14 protein-coding genes are annotated in these 15,757 nt (G+C 62.3%); 7 read left to right on the forward strand and 7 right to left on the reverse strand.

Annotated features, from left to right (window positions below; all coding sequences use genetic code 11):
• Positions 1-10 precede the first annotated feature (10 nt).
• On the forward strand, positions 11-1,030 hold the full coding sequence (locus tag A5636_RS06755; RefSeq protein WP_065157925.1) for an acyl-CoA dehydrogenase: 1,020 nt from the start codon (positions 11-13) through the stop codon (positions 1,028-1,030).
• Between the two features lie 8 nt (positions 1,031-1,038).
• On the opposite strand, the gene A5636_RS06760 is transcribed toward A5636_RS06755, so the two are convergent.
• Positions 1,039-1,947 carry an enoyl-CoA hydratase gene (locus tag A5636_RS06760; protein ID WP_065157955.1) on the reverse strand — a complete coding sequence of 303 codons (909 nt, stop codon included), beginning with the start codon at positions 1,945-1,947 and terminating at the stop codon, positions 1,039-1,041.
• 98 nt (positions 1,948-2,045) lie between these two features.
• On the opposite strand from A5636_RS06760, the gene A5636_RS06765 reads away from it, so the two are divergent.
• The 3 genes from A5636_RS06765 to A5636_RS06775 all read left to right on the forward strand — a co-directional run bounded on the left by A5636_RS06765 (position 2,046) and on the right by A5636_RS06775 (position 6,840).
• Positions 2,046-3,179 (forward strand): NAD(P)H-dependent amine dehydrogenase family protein, encoded by a 1,134-nt coding sequence (locus A5636_RS06765; protein ID WP_065157926.1) that lies wholly within the window; start codon positions 2,046-2,048, stop codon positions 3,177-3,179.
• Between the two features lie 23 nt (positions 3,180-3,202).
• Positions 3,203-3,808 (forward strand): nitroreductase family protein, encoded by a 606-nt coding sequence (locus tag A5636_RS06770; protein ID WP_065157927.1) that lies wholly within the window; start codon positions 3,203-3,205, stop codon positions 3,806-3,808.
• Positions 3,809-4,398: 590 nt separating this feature from the next.
• Positions 4,399-6,840: a bifunctional aminotransferase class I/II-fold pyridoxal phosphate-dependent enzyme/GNAT family N-acetyltransferase gene (locus A5636_RS06775; RefSeq protein ID WP_065157928.1), complete on the forward strand. Its 2,442-nt coding sequence runs from the start codon at positions 4,399-4,401 to the stop codon at positions 6,838-6,840.
• Between the two features lie 279 nt (positions 6,841-7,119).
• Here the strand turns inward: A5636_RS06775 and A5636_RS06780 are convergent, their stop codons facing one another.
• Positions 7,120-7,701, reverse strand: a complete 582-nt coding sequence (locus A5636_RS06780) for a dihydrofolate reductase family protein (RefSeq protein WP_065157929.1) — start codon at positions 7,699-7,701, stop codon at positions 7,120-7,122.
• Positions 7,702-7,955: 254 nt separating this feature from the next.
• A complete protein-coding gene (locus tag A5636_RS06785) occupies positions 7,956-8,765 on the reverse strand; it encodes a DUF1906 domain-containing protein (protein ID WP_065157930.1) in 810 nt (269 codons plus the stop codon).
• Between the two features lie 403 nt (positions 8,766-9,168).
• Between A5636_RS06785 and A5636_RS06790 the strand changes: the two genes are divergently transcribed.
• Complete coding sequence (locus A5636_RS06790; RefSeq protein ID WP_065157931.1) at positions 9,169-11,160, forward strand: PE domain-containing protein; 1,992 nt, start codon at positions 9,169-9,171, stop codon at positions 11,158-11,160.
• A 106-nt stretch (positions 11,161-11,266) separates the two neighbouring features.
• Here A5636_RS06790 and A5636_RS06795 read toward each other — a convergent pair whose 3' ends face one another.
• Complete coding sequence (locus A5636_RS06795; RefSeq protein WP_065157932.1) at positions 11,267-11,842, reverse strand: helix-turn-helix domain-containing protein; 576 nt, start codon at positions 11,840-11,842, stop codon at positions 11,267-11,269.
• Between the two features lie 47 nt (positions 11,843-11,889).
• Between A5636_RS06795 and A5636_RS06800 the strand changes: the two genes are divergently transcribed.
• Positions 11,890-12,858: an NAD(P)/FAD-dependent oxidoreductase gene (locus A5636_RS06800; RefSeq protein WP_065157933.1), complete on the forward strand. Its 969-nt coding sequence runs from the start codon at positions 11,890-11,892 to the stop codon at positions 12,856-12,858.
• 10 nt (positions 12,859-12,868) lie between these two features.
• Positions 12,869-13,501 carry an SAM-dependent methyltransferase gene (locus A5636_RS06805; protein WP_081287639.1) on the forward strand — a complete coding sequence of 211 codons (633 nt, stop codon included), beginning with the start codon at positions 12,869-12,871 and terminating at the stop codon, positions 13,499-13,501.
• Between the two features lie 3 nt (positions 13,502-13,504).
• On the opposite strand, the gene A5636_RS06810 is transcribed toward A5636_RS06805, so the two are convergent.
• From A5636_RS06810 to A5636_RS06820, 3 genes are all read right to left on the reverse strand, one after another.
• Positions 13,505-13,978, reverse strand: a complete 474-nt coding sequence (locus A5636_RS06810) for a VOC family protein (protein ID WP_081287642.1) — start codon at positions 13,976-13,978, stop codon at positions 13,505-13,507.
• A gap of 38 nt (positions 13,979-14,016) precedes the next feature.
• Positions 14,017-14,553 (reverse strand): hypothetical protein, encoded by a 537-nt coding sequence (locus tag A5636_RS06815; RefSeq protein ID WP_065157936.1) that lies wholly within the window; start codon positions 14,551-14,553, stop codon positions 14,017-14,019.
• Between the two features lie 119 nt (positions 14,554-14,672).
• Positions 14,673-15,674, reverse strand: coding sequence for a glycoside hydrolase family 6 protein (locus A5636_RS06820; RefSeq protein ID WP_065157937.1), 1,002 nt, complete (start codon positions 15,672-15,674; stop codon positions 14,673-14,675).
• Between the last annotated feature and the right edge of the window lie 83 nt (positions 15,675-15,757).

The following is a 15,757-nucleotide window of genomic DNA, read 5'->3' on the forward strand; positions in this document are numbered from 1 at the left end:
GGACCTAAGCGTGGACTTGAGCCTTTCCGGCGAACAGCGCCAGCTCGTCGACTCCTTTGCCGCGATTTATGCGCGCGAGTCGACGTGTGAGCGTGTCCGGGCTGCGGAGCCGTTGGGTTTCGATTCCCGGTTGTGGAAGGCACTCCTAGAGACCGGTGCAGTACAGATGGCCGTCGGAGAAGCCGCCGACGGGTGGGGTGCATCCGAGCTCGAATTGGCCTTGATCGCTGAGCAATACGGTCGGGCGGTCGCCTCCGCCCCCGTCATCGAGGCGCACGTCGCAGCTAGGTTGCTCGCCACATGTGGCGATGCCGGCGCGAGTCTGCTGGCTGAAGCGATGACGGGTGACAAGTTGGTCAGTTTTGGGCCACGCGTCGCACGGAACCGCATACTCCGGCTGGTACCCGCCGGAGCGGTCGCGGACGCGGTGGTGGCGCTGGTCGACGAGCGACTGGTTGCGGTGCCGATTGGCGCAAATCGACGGCTCGTGCAGAATCTCGGGTCGCTTCCGCTGGCCGATATCACGGCCGACGACGACGTCGTCATTCTTTCCGAGGGAGACGCTGCACGGCGAATGTTCTCGGATGCACTGGATCTGTGGCTCGCCCTGACCGCTTCGGCGCTCGCCGGGGCGGCGAAGAAGGCCGTCGAACTGGGCGTCGAGTACGCCAAGCAACGACGCGCATTCGGGAACCCGATCGGATCCTTTCAGGCGGTGTCTCATCCGTTGGCGGACCGTGCCACTGCGGCCGACGGTGCGCTGTTGCTGGCGCTCGAGGCGGCGTGCGCGTTCACCGACGAGCCGGAGCGCACGACCGAGCTGGCAGCTATGGCATTCGCATTCGCATACGAGACTGCCCGCGGCGCGACACAGCGCAGCCTCCATATCCATGGTGGGTACGGATTCAGCATGGAAGGTGACATCCAGCTGTACTACCGCCGGGTCCGGGGCTGGGCGATGGTGTTCGGAGAATCGGCCATCGCCCTCGACCGCGTCGCGAACGCCCGCTACGGGGCCGCGGTGAGCTGAACGGGCTACTACGCGTTGGCTCGCACTTGGTCTTTGACTGACAGGACTATCGGAGGAGCGGTTCGCCAATTCGGCACTCCCTGCTGCTCCCCGGCGACGGCACCCTTGTCATCCCGCACGCCTACCCAGTGCGAGTGGTTCAGCTGGTGCAGGGTGAAGCAGGACTGCAGGGCGTTGTAAAAGCCCATGTTGTCCACGGACTGATTGACCGACTCCTTGATGAGCAGAGCGGCCATCGTCGGCACCGTGGCGATGCGCCGGGCCATGTCGAGTGTGCGGTCGGATAGCTCCTCTCTTTTGAAGATCTTGCTGACCATGCCAAGCCGATAAGCCTCCTCGATGTCGATCGCATCGCCGGTCAGCATCAGTTCCTTGGTGCGTCGGGGGCCGAACTCCCATGGGTGGCCGAAGTACTCCATGCCGCACATACCAAGCCGCGTACCGACGACATCCGCGAAGCGCACCTCTTCGCTTCCCACGATCAAATCGCACGCCCAGATCAGCATCAGTCCCGCAGAGAACACGTCTCCGTGGACCTGCGCGATCGTGATCTTGCGCAGGTTTCGCCAGCGCAGGTTGTTCTGGAAGAAGTAATGCCACTCCTGCAGCATGATTTTCTCCGCGCCCGCCCGGCTCCCGCCGTTGATAGCCGCTGTCGGGTGCTGGTCCGGTCCAGGAGTGAACTCGGCACGAGCCTGCTTCGAGCCGATGTCATGGCCAGACGAGAACATTGGTCCTTCGCCGGCGAGGATGACGACGCGGACGTTGTCGTCGGCCTCAGCGCGCGTGAAGGCCTCGTCGAGTTCGACCAACATGCCGCGGTTTTGCGCGTTGCGTTGCTCCGGACGGTTCAGCGAGATTCGAACGATCTGGCCATCGTCGAACGCCTCCCACTTCAAGAACTCGTAATCTCTCATGACTTCCTCCATGGTGCTTCTGCTGCGGCAATAGTGTTATCAATATCTGAGAAGGTATGTTCTCACGGACCGGATGAGATCAACCGGGAAGGGCCTGCATGACGGACTGCCAAGCTAAGCCGCGGGTAATCCTGTGGGGTCCGGGTCAAGTCGGGGTCGGCGCGTTGCGCGCGGTGATCGCGCATCCGGGATTGGACCTCGTCGGCGTGATCGTGCACTCCGAGGCCAAGGACGCGAAGGATGCGGGCGATCTGTGCGGGATGCCGGCGACGGGCATCATCGCGACCCGTGATGTCGATGCGGCTCTGGCTATCGATGCCGACGTGGTCGCCTACTTCGCCTCGGGGGACTACCGGTATCACGCCGCAGCCCAGGACATCGCGCGTTGTCTGCGCGCCGGGAAGAACGTCGTTTGTACCTCGCTGGTGCCGATGTGTTATCCACCCGCCGCCGACAAGCAGACTGTCGATCTCATTTCGGCGGCGTGTGCGGAGGGCGGCACGAGTTTCTTCAACAGCGGCGTGGATCCCGGCTGGGCCAACGATGTCATGGCGTTGACCATGACGGGATTCAGCAGTCGCGTCGACACCATCACCATGCTCGAGATACTCGACTACGGCCCGATCAACCAACCCGACATCATGTTCGATTTCATGGGATTCGGCCACCCGCCAGAACATCCGGCGCCGTTGTTCGACACCGCGCGCCTGGCCGCGTTGTGGGCGCCGATCGTGCATTTAGTTGCGGATGGCGTCGGCTTGCCGCTCGACCGCGTCGATACGACCATCGAAAAATGGTTGGCGACAGAGCGTTACGAAGTGGCATCAGGTTGGGTCGAGCCGGGGACGATGGGCGGCATGCGATTCAAGCTCGCAGGAAAAGTCGACGGTGAGGAGCGGGTGGTGCTAGAGCACATCACCCGCATGGGCGAAGGGTCGGCTCCCGAGTGGCCGCGGCACCCCTCGCCGCACGGCGGTTACCGCGTCGTCATCGAAGGTCTACCCACGTACACGGTTGACGTCGAAATGCACGGACGGGGAAACAATATGCGAGGTTTGACGTATGCGACGGTGATGCGGGAACTCAATGCGATTCCGGCAGTCATCGCAGCGCCACCGGGTCTCTTGTCGACGCTGGATCTACCGCTTATCACCGGTCCGGTCCGCGGCGGGACTTGGCAGGGCGTGCTGCCCGGGGCGGCTAAGTCGCGAGCGAGGAAGCTGTCCCGTTGACCTCGGCGGACCTGTGGGAGGTCATGCGCACCGCATCAAGCGTGCGGCGGTATCGCGATGAACCGGTCTCCGACGAAATCATTGACACATGTCTCCGCGCGGCGAGCTGGGCTCCGTCCGGAGGCAATCAGCAGCCGTGGAAGTTTGTCGTGCTGCGAGCGCAGAGCTTGCGTGAGGTGGTCACGGCTGCGGCCCGCAAGACGTGGGATGTAATGACCGAGTTTTATTCGATATCGATGGATGATCACGACGCTGACGACCCCAAATCGCGCGTACTGCGAACGATGGCCGAACACATGAGGGTTGGTGGCGCGGCGCCCGTGTTGGTGCTGTTCTGTGTCCAGCCGCAGCGAGGAACCACCGAACTACAGCAAGGGGGTTCAATTTTTCCTGCGGTGCAGAACTTCCTCCTGGCGGCCCGCGCGCAAGGACTTGGCGCGGCGATCACCCTGTGGCACGGGTCCTGCGAGGACGAGCTGCGGTCGATGGTCGGAATTCCTGACGACTGGAAGATCGCGACCCTGCTGACGGTGGGTTGGCCACGCGGCCGACACCACACCGTGCGGCGCAAGCCGTTATCCGAGGTGGCGACGATAGATCGCTGGGACTCGTCCTGGCAGACCAGGTAGGTGACGCCCGACCAAGGGCTGACGGCGGGGGACACGATCGTCGTCGTGACGGAGAACGACGTACACATACACGCGTAATTCAACTAGTCGATGCGGCGGCACAACACAGTTCGTCGACGAGCTGAGCGAGCGGCTCCGAAGTCGGCTGGCTCATTACCAGTGTCCGCGATCGCTGTACTGCGAACCGCGGTTGCCGCGCAGCGGGAGACCTGGGTAGGCGAAGGTGCCGCGGCGGCTCTGTCGGGTGTGCACTGTGCAACAATTCGCGGACTTTTTCTGTGAAGTTTGCATCTATGAGCATCGCGGCTTAATTGCGACTATTGCTGCGATCGTGCGTCTCGGTCGGGGCGGACCGCGATCCCGTCCGTGACATGTATTCCATCGAAACTGTAGTTGGTCTGCCAGGCGAGCACGCGAGCGCTGCGTGTAACCAACGCGCCGGGTCGCATATATGAAGCATTGAAATCACCTGACAAACCGGGTTCATGAGGTCGCCTACCAACTAATTCCGAGGTCCGGAGAATGAGCGCGTCTCTGAAGTGGACGGTGTAGCCCAATTTCATGATGATTGACGTTGAGGAGCATGGAGCATGGATAGCAAACTGATCGGCATGATTAAGGATGTCATCGACGATGCCAGACAACGGGGCCTGATATTTCTCAATAGTGAAGATAAACAACTTAATGGCCGATCCCTGACCCTAGATGGTCGGGCTGTGACCTCCTTCTCGTCATGCTCGTACTTGGGGCTAGAGTTCCATCAGGCGCTGATAGACGCAGTTGTTGATGCGGCAGGAAGGTACGGTACACAATTTTCAAGCTCTCGCTCTTACATTTCAAACCCGCTCTATGAGGAGGCCGAAAGTCTCCTCTCCGACCTTTTCGGTGGACACGCCTTATTGACCCCAACCACGACATTGGGACATATTGCCGCTCTTCCAATTCTGGCCGACGAAAGGGATGCCATTGTCCTGGATCACCAGGCGCACCACAGCGTCCACGTCGGGGTAGCTCAGGCAAGAACGAGCGGGACCCGGGTCGAGTTGGTGCGCCATGACCGTCTCGACGAAGCGTGCGAGACCATTCGGCAACTCGCCAACAAGCACCGGACGGTGTGGCTCTGCGTCGACGGCGTGTACTCGATGTACGGCGACTTGGCACCGGTCGAGATCCTCCAGGAGGCGCTGTCGTGCGCACCCAATGTGCGGCTCTACGTCGACGACGCGCACGGAATGTCCTGGGCCGGGCGCCATGGTCGCGGTAGCTTCCTCGACAGGTTCCCAGATAATAAACGGGTCGTCGTTGCGACCTCGTTGAACAAGGCCTTCGGCGCAGCCGGCGGCTGCCTCATATTTCAAGATCCCGCAGAACTGGATCTCGTCCGCACCAGTGGCGGGCCGCTGATGTTCGGCGGACCCATCCAGCCACCGATGATGGGCGCTGTGCGAGCCTCGGCCCGCATCCATCTCAGTCCGGAGATCACCGATCTGCAGAAAGCGCTGCGGGCCCGGGTTAGCTATATCAACAAGAGCCTTATTGAACTTGGCCTGAGTCCCGTCGTTGTGAATGAAGCGCCGATCTTCTTCCTGCAATGCGGTCTTTCTCGCGTGGCTTTCGAGGTCTCCCGGCGAATGCTTGACGATGGGATTCTTGTGAATCCATCATTTTTCCCAGCTGTCCCGATGAAGCGGGCCGGCATTCGATTCAGCGTCACTAATGCGCACACTTATGCCGAGATTGACCGGGCCATCGCGCGACTTGCAGTCCATATCTCCACAACCCTGGACGAATGCGGTGTTTCGAAAAGTCAACTCGCAGATAGCTTCGCATCGGCGATTCCGCGCGAAGCCGCCACCGGGGCGGCATCAATTGACAGCGACTTGCAAATCGAGACTGCGATGTCGATCCAAGACGTCGATCGTTCCGATTGGGATAGCGTGCTGGGTGCAGCGGCGCACTGCAGCTGGGATGCGATGGCGGCGGTCGAGGCGATCTATCACTCAGGGAATGCATTGCCCGAACACCGCTGGAAATTCCGCTACATCATGATTCGGGACAAAGCCGGGCGAATAATCGCCGCGACATTTCTCACCACGCTTCTCTTGAAAGACGACATGCTGTCAGATGAAGCAGTCTCGCGTGAGGTAGAAAGGAGACGCATAACAGATCCGTATTATCTCACCTCCACGGCGGTAATGACTGGTTGCCCACTTTCCGAGGGTAACCATATTTACCTGGATCGAAGTGGTCCATGGGAGCCGGCACTGAGTTTGATTCTGGCTGCCGCTGAGGAAGAGGCGGATCGAAGCGGTGCAGGAATGATCATTCTTCGTGACCTGCCCGACGGAGATACGAGTTTGAACGCGTTCTTGCTGAACGAGGGTATGTCTCGGCTGCCTATGCTCGACGCGCACACCTTAGAGCTGGACGCTGCGGACGAGGCGTCCTGGTACTCGGCGCTCGATAAGAAAAAGCGGTATCAGCTGCGGCCGGTTTTTGAGCACGTGAAGGCCACCGAGATAAGTTTCCACGGAGTCGGACTCGCGACATTGACAGATGAAGAGACACGCCACCTGCACAGCCTTTTCGAAAAAATGGAAGAGAAGCTGCGCATCAACCTGTTCCGGCTGCCTACCACTCTCTTGCCCGCGATGCTTCGTAGTGCCGCTTGGGAGTTAGGCGTTTTGCGCATCGCCGCCGATGCCGGTGGTTGTGGGAAGCCAGTTGCGTTCTGGGCCGCGCACAAGCATGGTGACACCTACGCCCCATTCCTGTGCGGATTGGACGATGCGTGGCGGGATCACGACATCTACCGAAGCATGATCCTGCACTGGACCCGTCGGGCGCGCTCCCTTGGATTTCGCAAACTGAGGATGGGTATGGACGCTGAGATCGAAAAGCGCCGCTTCGGCGCGCACACCGAACGGGTGTGTCTGTATGTACGGACGAGCGATGACTATGCGGGGGCCTTACTCAGCGAGGTAATCGCCGATGTAGCCACTGGACAAGTTGGCCTCCAAGCAGTGAATTAGGAGGTCTTCCACCGGCACAGGACGATGAGCTGGTTCTGAACGGCGACAGGACATTTGATGTTCATTCAAATGGAATCCGTTTCATCCGCCAGGTGGTGCACGAGTTGAGGACCGGCTTCTTGTGGCGGGGTCGCTGAGGGTCATCGCGTGATTCTTCGAGGGACCGAACAAAAGTCGCTCGAGCAAAGGAATCGCGCGATGACCGCCGCCAAGGTTCATCCACAGCGTTCGCGTTTACGCGTTCAATCAGGCGAGCTGCTTCACGTGCGCCTGGTGGACTCAGGCATGCAGAGTGGGCCGGTAAATGAGCTCTTGGATATGGCGGTCGAGCGTTCGGGCCTCGATCAACTCGAGGTCAAAATCGGCCGCTCCCTTGAAGATCGGGTCATCGCCGGTCTGACCCGTAATCACGGGGAAGAGGGTCACCTGGACGCGGTCGACCAGTCCAGCGGCCATCAGTGCGCGGTTCATTGACAGACTGCCGTGCGAGCGCATCGGAATGTCGGACTCCTTCTTGAGCCGGGCGACGACATCGACGGCGTCACCGCTTGCGACGGTCGCGTTGGGCCAGTCAAGCGGTCCATCCAGGGTGTTCGACACCACCGTCGCCGGGAGGCTCCGCATTCGGGTGACCCACGGGTCACGCACCTCAGATTCCTCGGTGGCTGAGGCCAACATCTGCGCGAATAGTCGATATGTGTTGGCCCCCAATACCATCCGCTGCTCCGCGTTGTACAACGCCAGTCGGTGGTCGAGCAGTTCGGGTCCCTGTTTGCCCCAGTAGCCGCCCCAGTCGCCGCCGTTGACGCCACCGAAGCCGTCGAGGCTGGAAAAGACGTCGAAGGTATAGGTAGCTGTCATGAGGCTCTCCTGGAGTTGGCGTGCTGTCGAAGATGCAGACTGGCCGCCAAGGCGAAACTCATCGCCCCGGCCGCCCTGCAGCCCCTCGCCGGTGGGGCCAGCTTCTCAACTCCCACGACGTGATGGGTCACGTCACCGGCGACAGGCGGCGGGCGTGGTCGTGGCGCCAGCCCGATTTTCGGCGTATCCGCGCCCAGCTACTGGATCAACGCGTTGTAGGGCTGAACCGGCCGTATGGATCCGAGCTTGCATCCTCAGGGATGTAGGTTCCACTGACCACAATCCGCGGCAAGAATGTCGTTGACGTCGACTTCTTGCCCCGCGACTTTCGGGCCTGGGTTCGACGCCGTGCTCACCACGCGTTGGTAGAGAACCGCGGCGGGGTCGATCCTGTCCCCGGACCAGGCCTTGGTCTGCCAGGCCCAGCGGCGGCCAGGGGTGCGCGAGTTGCCGATCACGCCGTCGGCGGCGGCCCATTGGCACACATCGATGCCGCCGTAGACGCCGGTGCGCTGCACTCCCAACACCGAATTGATCCCACGAAACCACTGCAGCGCCAACGTCTTCCAGGTGTCGTGGTTGATGTCCTCGTCGATGGTGAAGAAGATCGGAGCGCTATGGCCGCCACCGGCGTCAGTATGCAACTTCCATGCGGTGCGGGCATCGGCTACACCACCGGCGAACCCCCGCTTGAAGTCCGATGGTGCTGTCCCACCGGGCTTGCCGTATTGGTAGTTGCTGACGATCATCAGCCCCGCAGCAGTCAGCTGCTCGGCGTAGGGCCGAGTGATCGGCTTGGCGCCGAAAGACGAGCCGGGACGCGACAGCGAGACGTAGTTGATCACCCCGTGGTAGCCAGCGGCTCGGATCTGCTCAGCGGGAATTTGGTGCATGGCGAAGTCGATCAGCTTGGGAGCAGCGGCGGCCGCCGTCGGGATCGCGGCGTTTGCCGATGCCAGATACAGCCCCGGCAGCACCGACATCGCGATGGCGCACCGAAATACATCACGCCGGGCAAGGGGGCGTGCTTGCCGCCGGCGCGTATCCCACGACAGGTCCTGCATCGCGCGATGTTAACTACGCGATTTCGATTAAAAGAAGTGGTGTGTCGTAGCTGATACCAAATCGGTCTGTGTGGTTTACCGGCCGGAGTGAGCGGCGGGTTCGGGCCGTCATTGGGGGTCATTCCCGATCCCGCGGGGGACGTGCTGCCAGGCGTGAGACCCATGCTTTGTCACATACGTCGACGGCAGGGGTCCAGTGTCGCCGTGTACAGGTTCCGTAAGACTCCGATGTGCGGTCTATGTGCGTCTCGATTGGTGCCCTTCGGGCGCCGCGTCGCGGCCCGAGGCGTCCCGAGCCGGGGGCAGCCCGCATTGCCGCGCCCGCGTCGGTGAATTGCGTGTAAATGTGCGGAAATCATGCAAATATTTGCCTGTTCGAGACTGCCGCGCTGGGAGGACAACGATGTCGTATCTAATCGCCACAACCGACCTGATCACGACAGCGGCCGCGGGTGCGGAGGATATTGCCTCCTCGATCAGAGCGGCGAACCTGGCGGCGTTGGCTCCGACCAGCACGTTGATGGCCGCTGCTGGTGACGAAGTGTCGGCGGCGATTGCATCGCTGTTTTCCGGCCACGCCGAGGAGTACCAGGCGATCAGCGTGCGGCTGGCAGCGGTCCAAGAGCAATTCGTGCAGGGGTTGAGTAGAGCCAGCGGAGCGTATGCGGCCGCGGAGGCCGCCAACCTCGGTCAGCTCCAGGTCGTTGCCGACCAAATTCTGGGTGCGATCAATGCGCCGACGAACTTACTGTTGGGCCGCCCCTTGATCGGCGACGGGACCAACGGTGTGGCCGGAACCGGACAAGCCGGTGGCGCAGGCGGAATCCTCTGGGGCAATGGCGGAATGGGCGGGTCGGGTGCGCCCGGCCAAATGGGTGGCCGGGGCGGCGACGCCGGGTTGATCGGCAACGGCGGCATCGGCGGTGCCGGCGGCATCAACCGCGGGATCGGCGGTGCCGGCGGCACAGGCGGGTTGTTGTGGGGCAATGGCGGCGCCGGCGGTACCGGAGGGGTCGGCACCATCACCTACGGGTTCGGTGGACTCGGCGGTCGCGCCCTGTCCATCTTCGGCGCCAACGGCGCCAACGGCAGCGGCGGATTCGGAGCGGGAGACGTGCTGTTCGTGCCGTCTGACGCAACCGCGCTCTTCAACCTGATCAACACCGCACCGGATGAGAATTTCCTGTTGATCGGCACCGACGGCACGAATCTGAGCAGAATCCTGGCCGACCCCGCCGGCACGCCGAACTTCCACCTGTTCATGCAGCAGAGCACCACCTCCGCGTCGACGATCGTGGGACACACCTCCGTCTCAAACCCCTCGTGGACCACCATCCAGACCGGTGTCTGGAGCGAGACCGCCGGCGTGACCAACAACGTCTTCACGCCGTGGACGTACGACAATTGGCCGACGGTGTACAACCAACTCGAGGGCACCTTCGGCGACAACATCAACACCACAGTCATCGGCAACTGGCCCGTCATCACCGATATCGCCGGCGCAGGGGCCTTCCCCGCAGACAACGTCCAATTCGTCGGGCACTCGGCGAACGACCCTTACTGGACCGCATCGCAGGCCGAGGTCACCCAGTTGAGCCGGGCCGCGATCATGGCCGCGGACCCGAATAAGGGCAATCTGATCTTCTCGTACTTCGTCGGTGTCGACGAAATGGGGCATCAATACGGCGGCGCCTCCCCGGAGTATGCCGCGGCCCTTCGGAACATGGACGTACAACTCGGTCACCAAACCGCAGGCACTGGTGGCCTATTGGGGGCGGTAGCCGACTATGAGGCCGCCCACGTCGGCGAGGAATGGACCACCCTAATCGTCACCGACCACGGTCACATCGATCCCAATCAGTTCAACCGCGGCCACGGGTTCCAATCCCCGTTGGAGACAGCGACATTCATGATGTGGGATCAAGCCGGCAACGACGTCCATGACGGGTGGATCAACAACTCGTGGCAGATAGTCAGCACGACGCCAACGATTTTGGATCAATTCGGCATTCAGCCGCCCGCGTATATGCAGGGCGCGCCGCTGACGTCCCCCGTCTTCGACGGCACCTATGTCAATCCCGCTGTTGCACCCCCCGGCACCGGCACCAACCTGTTCAGCGTGCTCAGCGCCGATTTCGCCGCCCAGGGTTACCCCGATGTCCCGACCAACCTGATTCTCGACTCGCGAACGGTCGCGGCCACGATTCCCTACCTGGTGTACGACCCGATCCAGGGCATCGTCGATGCGGTGCCCGACTTCTTGAAGCTGCCGGTGTCATGGCTGGGCGCCGGCGTCTACCAGACGCTAAATATCCCTGCGCAGATCTTTGTCCGGCTCACCGGCGTGACCGGCAACCAGATCATCGCGCCGGACCTGAACCCGTTCTACCCGTAGAGCCAGTCACGCTGTTCGCGGGCCCAAGGTTCGGGTTAGCTGAAAGTTGTTGAGATATCAGGGGTTACACTCCCGCGTCGACGGCTGGAAGGACCCGCGGAGAGCTTCATCCGGTATGTAAGTGAACCCGCTCGCCGTGCAGGCCAAAGATGGCTATGGCCTCCGCCGGTTCATCGACGACGCCGAACCAGTGCGGCGTCCATGTCGAGAATTCGACGGCTTCGCCAGGTTTGATGACGAAATCCTGTTCCCCCAGCAGTAACCGAATCCGTCCAGACAACACGTACATCCATTCCTGACCCTCGTGAACCGGAAGTTGTTCGGGGGGTTTGCGTCTGCGTGTGCCCACCCTGATCTTGTAGGCGTGTAATCCACCGGCGGGTCCCTGCCGCGTCAGCGGCCAGTAGGTTACGCCGTCGCGGGTGAATGCATCAGAGCGGACACGCGGGTCTGGGCGGGCGGGAGCACGCAGCAATTCGTCGGTGCTGACCGAGAGCGCTTCGGCTAGCCGCGGCAGATGATCCAGTGCTAGTCGGCGCTTCCCAGACTCCAATCGCGACAGCGTCGAGATATCGATGCGGGCGCGGGTCGCAACATCCTCCAATGTCAGCCCGCGCTCGGTCCGCAACTCCCGCAGCCGCCGCCTGACACGTGCGTCGACGGAATCGTCGTTTGCCTGCATGGCAAATTAGTTTGGCATTTAGTGCTGGCGCAGGCAAGCTCGCAGGCATGAGTGATATCTGGGATTGCGTCATCGCGGGCGGCGGCGCCGCGGGATTGAGCGCCGCGTTGGTACTCGGCAGGGCCAGGCGCCGCACCCTTCTCATCGACCAAGGCGAACAAAGCAACCGAAGCTCCCACGGAATCGGTGGTCTGTTGGGTCACGACGGGCGACCGCCCACCGAGTTGTATTCCGTCGGGCGGACCGAGTTGGCCAAGTATCCGAGTGTCGACGTCCTCGACACTGAAATCATTGGAGCCCAGAGTGGTTTCGTCGTGGAACTCGCTGATGGACGGCGCGAGCGTAGCCGTACGGTCCTGCTGGCCACGGGCATGAAGTATCGCTGGCCGCGCATCCCCGGCCTTGACGAGCTATGGGGGCGGTCGGTATTTCACTGTCCGTTCTGCCATGGATGGGAGGTCCGTGATCGACCACTGGCCGTGGTGGCAAATGGTGAACGGGCAATTCATTCCGCGTTGCTTCTGCGCGGCTGGAGCGCCGACATTGTGATCCTCACCAACGGGCGCGCCGCGTTCGATTCCGAACAGTATCGGTTGCTCGACACGGCCGGGATGCCGGTCGATGAGCGGCCCATCGCGGAATTTCGTTCGTTTGCGGGTGAATTGGCGGCAATCGTGTTCCGCGACGGCTCGCGCATAGCGCGGGCAGGCGCACTGGTGGAAACCACAATGCATCAGTGTTCCACCCTTGTCGCTCAACTCGGTGTCGTTGTTTCCGCGGCGAGCCCGGTAGCCACCCAAGCCGTCGTCGTTGATGCCTTCCAACGCACGTCGGTGCCCGGGGTCTTCGCCGCAGGGGACATCGCCGCCCAGATGCCGCAGGTGGCGGCGGCGGTGTCCAGTGGCTCACTCGCGGGTGCGGCGATCGTACAGGCCCTGTTGAACGGCGATGTGGGATTACCCACGCCGCCATGGCCCACGTTCACAGAGAGGGGGAGCGAGCATGCAGCCGCATGAAACAGCTGAAATGACAAGCGAATTCTGGGATCGGCTCTACAAATCGAGGGCACGCGTGTGGAATGGTCGCGTCAACGTCCGGCTCGCCGAGATAGCCCGTACGTTGACACCGGGACGGGCGCTCGACCTGGGATGTGGGGAAGGCGGCGACGCCGTGTGGCTTGCCGAACGCGGCTGGTCGGTCGTAGCGACCGACGTCTCTGAGGTGGCGCTGCAACGAGCCCGGGCGGACGCACAGGAACACGGTGTCCTGGACCGAATCGAGTTCGTACACAGGGATTTATCGCATGGCGCGCCAGCCGGTGCCTTCGATCTGGTGTCGGCGCATTTCCTGCACGCACCGCAGGAGTTGTCACTAGATCGCACGACGCTGCTGCGGGATGCTGCAGACAGAGTCGCTCCTGGTGGGTTGCTAATAATCGTCGACCACGGATCCGCACCGCCCTGGTCCGGACATCAAGATCATTATTTTCCCAGTGCCGCTGAGGTTTTGGCAGCGCTCGACCTTGACGTGACGGTGTGGGAACGCGTCCGGGTCGAGTCCATCGAACGTGCTGTCACTGGGCCCGAAGGTCAGCAGGCCGCAATACTCGACAACGTGATCCTGCTGCGTAATGCTGCTGCGCCGGTCGGCGATGGATAGCGGCTAAGCCTGCCGCCAGAGCTCTACCGTCGTGACCGCACCGCCGGGCAGTTCGATCAGCTCGATCGGGGTGCCGTCCGGGTCGTGGATGAAGAACATGCGTACGCCACCGATATCGACAGGCGGGTCAGCCGGAACCTGGGGATGATGACGCCGGATGTCGTTATAAGCGGCATCGAGATCGCCGACGCGGAACGACATATTGGTATACCCCACGTGGGGGCCGTTCGGAACTGCCGGCACGGGCCCCAGGAACAGCAACTCGACCATAGCGCCGCCGATCAGCCCGCCGATCATACGACCCTTGCCTGCCGCCCCGCCGGTCACCGCATCCAGTCCTGGGCCGTCCAGTTGCACGTCGAACACGACCTCCATGCCCAGTACCGCGGTATAGAACGCCAGCGATTTGTCCATGTCTGACACACCGACGCAGACGTGCGAGAAGTTTTGCACTGCGATCGGCGGCGGCTGGCCCATTCGTGCTCCCTCGGGGTAAGCCACCATTGGCAGCTGCTTCAGTGTTGAACGCGGATGCCGATGTTGCACAGGGCCGTATTCAGATCATCGCGATTGCGGATGGCCACAGGCGGAGTATTGCGAACGAACCGTTGCTCCGCATGCCCCGGTAACCGCGTCGCACGGGATCGCCTTGCCCATGCCTTATGCCGAAAGCTCCCATTGGTCCATCGGGAGCCATCGCGTCGGCGGGAAAAGCGCAGGTAGCCCGCTGCCCGAAACGCCACCAACACCGAAGCTCCCAGCAATCCGACGCCGAACCCCAGCACCGAGCCCGAAATGCCGCGACGCGTTGCCACGGCGGCGTCGCACTGAGCCGTGTAGTCGCTGACGCTGTACGGTGCGCCAAAGGTGTTGTATAGATCCCGATTAACGCCGTCCTCGCGGCCCGCGATGGCATGGTCAGGACTGAAGCCTGTGCCACACGCAATCGGCGCTCCGCTCCGATCGACGACTTGCAGCGACAACGGCAGTGTCAGACCAAAAAGTGACCCCAACACCGCCGCGGCGCCCACCACACCGAGTACCCACCTCACTGTGCAGCCCTCCGGATCTGCAAAGCGACTATTAGGCGTATGTTTACCCGCCGCCGAGCTTTTTATGCCCAACGGCTGCTAGGAAAAGTTCGGCCTTGCCGGAGGCCGGCGGGATACGGCTAGCCCGATCTCCGGGCCAGATCGATCGCGAACTGATTTACGAACGTGCCAGCCGGCGGATCACCCTTGTCGCAGGTCCCGTCGGATTCACCGGGACGCTTGATCCATAGGTAGGCGTCGGCGTGCGCACCTGCGGTAGCCGCCGTCGGGGGAGTGCCCAGCGCTCGTCCGCCGGGGTTGCACCAGTTGAGGGCGGAGTCAGGAGCTGGCCCGACTCCGTTGCGTGATGTGTCGATCACGTAGTGCGAACCGTTGGTGAGGCCAGAAATAGCTTCGCCGTAACCGATTTCGTCGTCAGTGGTGAAAAAGTTCGCGGTGTTGAGACTGAAGCCCCGGGCGCGGGCAACACCAGCCTGATTGAGCCTGCCGGCCATGTCCTCGGCGCTGTGCCAGCGCAAGTGGCCGGCGTCGACGTAAACGGCCGCATTGGGGTTGCGCGTCAGCGTCTCGACGGCGTAACGAATCAAGTCGTAACGTTCTTGTCGCTGGTCACCCGACAGGCAGTCGGCCATAGCGAGCGCGTCGGGCTCGACGATGACCGCAGCCGGCGAAGAGCCGAGATCGGCAGCGATCCCGTCGATCCAGCCTCGGTATTGTCCGGCCGACCCGAATCCTCCCGCGGCGAAGCTGCCGCAGTCGCGGTGGGGGATCCCGTAAAGCGTGAACACCGGCAAGGCGCCGGCAGCCGCCGCGTCGCCGGTGTACTTGGCCACGGTGGCGGCCGAAGAGCCAGGGACGACCCAGTACGCCTGCGGCGTGTTGGCAATGGCACTCAGTTCCGGACTCGGCGGGTCGGCGTGCTGGGCAGCGCGCATCGCCGCGGAGTTGGGGTTGACGTAAAACGGCATGCCGGCCAGCGGGTTGCCATCGGCAGTCAAACGCACCGCCGAGGCGGTGCCGACCTGCGCCGAGTCGCTGAGAAGACCGACACAGGCAATCGCCGAAACCGCAAGAAAAGGGGCGATCCATCGCGTGACTGCACCAGCAGCTGAGAACATCACCCCAGGAAATTAGCGTCCCAGACCAATGATCGCCAATTTATCGGTGTGATCGGAGAGCCGGTTTGGGACTCCACCGCCTGGCT

The organism is Mycobacterium asiaticum (genome assembly GCF_001673315.1).
In the GTDB taxonomy this organism is placed as follows: domain Bacteria; phylum Actinomycetota; class Actinomycetes; order Mycobacteriales; family Mycobacteriaceae; genus Mycobacterium; species Mycobacterium asiaticum_B.

Excerpts from the sequence above, each read along its gene's own strand:
- A5636_RS06760 (WP_065157955.1), bottom strand. The coding sequence starts at position 1,947 with ATGAGAGATTACGAGTTCTTGAAGTGGGAGGCGTTCGACGATGGCCAG.
- A5636_RS06765 (WP_065157926.1), top strand. The coding sequence starts at position 2,046 with ATGACGGACTGCCAAGCTAAGCCGCGGGTAATCCTGTGGGGTCCGGGT.
- A5636_RS06770 (WP_065157927.1), top strand. The coding sequence starts at position 3,203 with ATGCGCACCGCATCAAGCGTGCGGCGGTATCGCGATGAACCGGTCTCC.
- A5636_RS06775 (WP_065157928.1), top strand. The coding sequence starts at position 4,399 with ATGGATAGCAAACTGATCGGCATGATTAAGGATGTCATCGACGATGCC.
- A5636_RS06780 (WP_065157929.1), bottom strand. The coding sequence starts at position 7,701 with ATGACAGCTACCTATACCTTCGACGTCTTTTCCAGCCTCGACGGCTTC.
- A5636_RS06785 (WP_065157930.1), bottom strand. The coding sequence starts at position 8,765 with ATGCAGGACCTGTCGTGGGATACGCGCCGGCGGCAAGCACGCCCCCTT.
- A5636_RS06790 (WP_065157931.1), top strand. The coding sequence starts at position 9,169 with ATGTCGTATCTAATCGCCACAACCGACCTGATCACGACAGCGGCCGCG.
- A5636_RS06795 (WP_065157932.1), bottom strand. The coding sequence starts at position 11,842 with ATGCAGGCAAACGACGATTCCGTCGACGCACGTGTCAGGCGGCGGCTG.
- A5636_RS06800 (WP_065157933.1), top strand. The coding sequence starts at position 11,890 with ATGAGTGATATCTGGGATTGCGTCATCGCGGGCGGCGGCGCCGCGGGA.
- A5636_RS06805 (WP_081287639.1), top strand. The coding sequence starts at position 12,869 with ATGACAAGCGAATTCTGGGATCGGCTCTACAAATCGAGGGCACGCGTG.
- A5636_RS06810 (WP_081287642.1), bottom strand. The coding sequence starts at position 13,978 with ATGGGCCAGCCGCCGCCGATCGCAGTGCAAAACTTCTCGCACGTCTGC.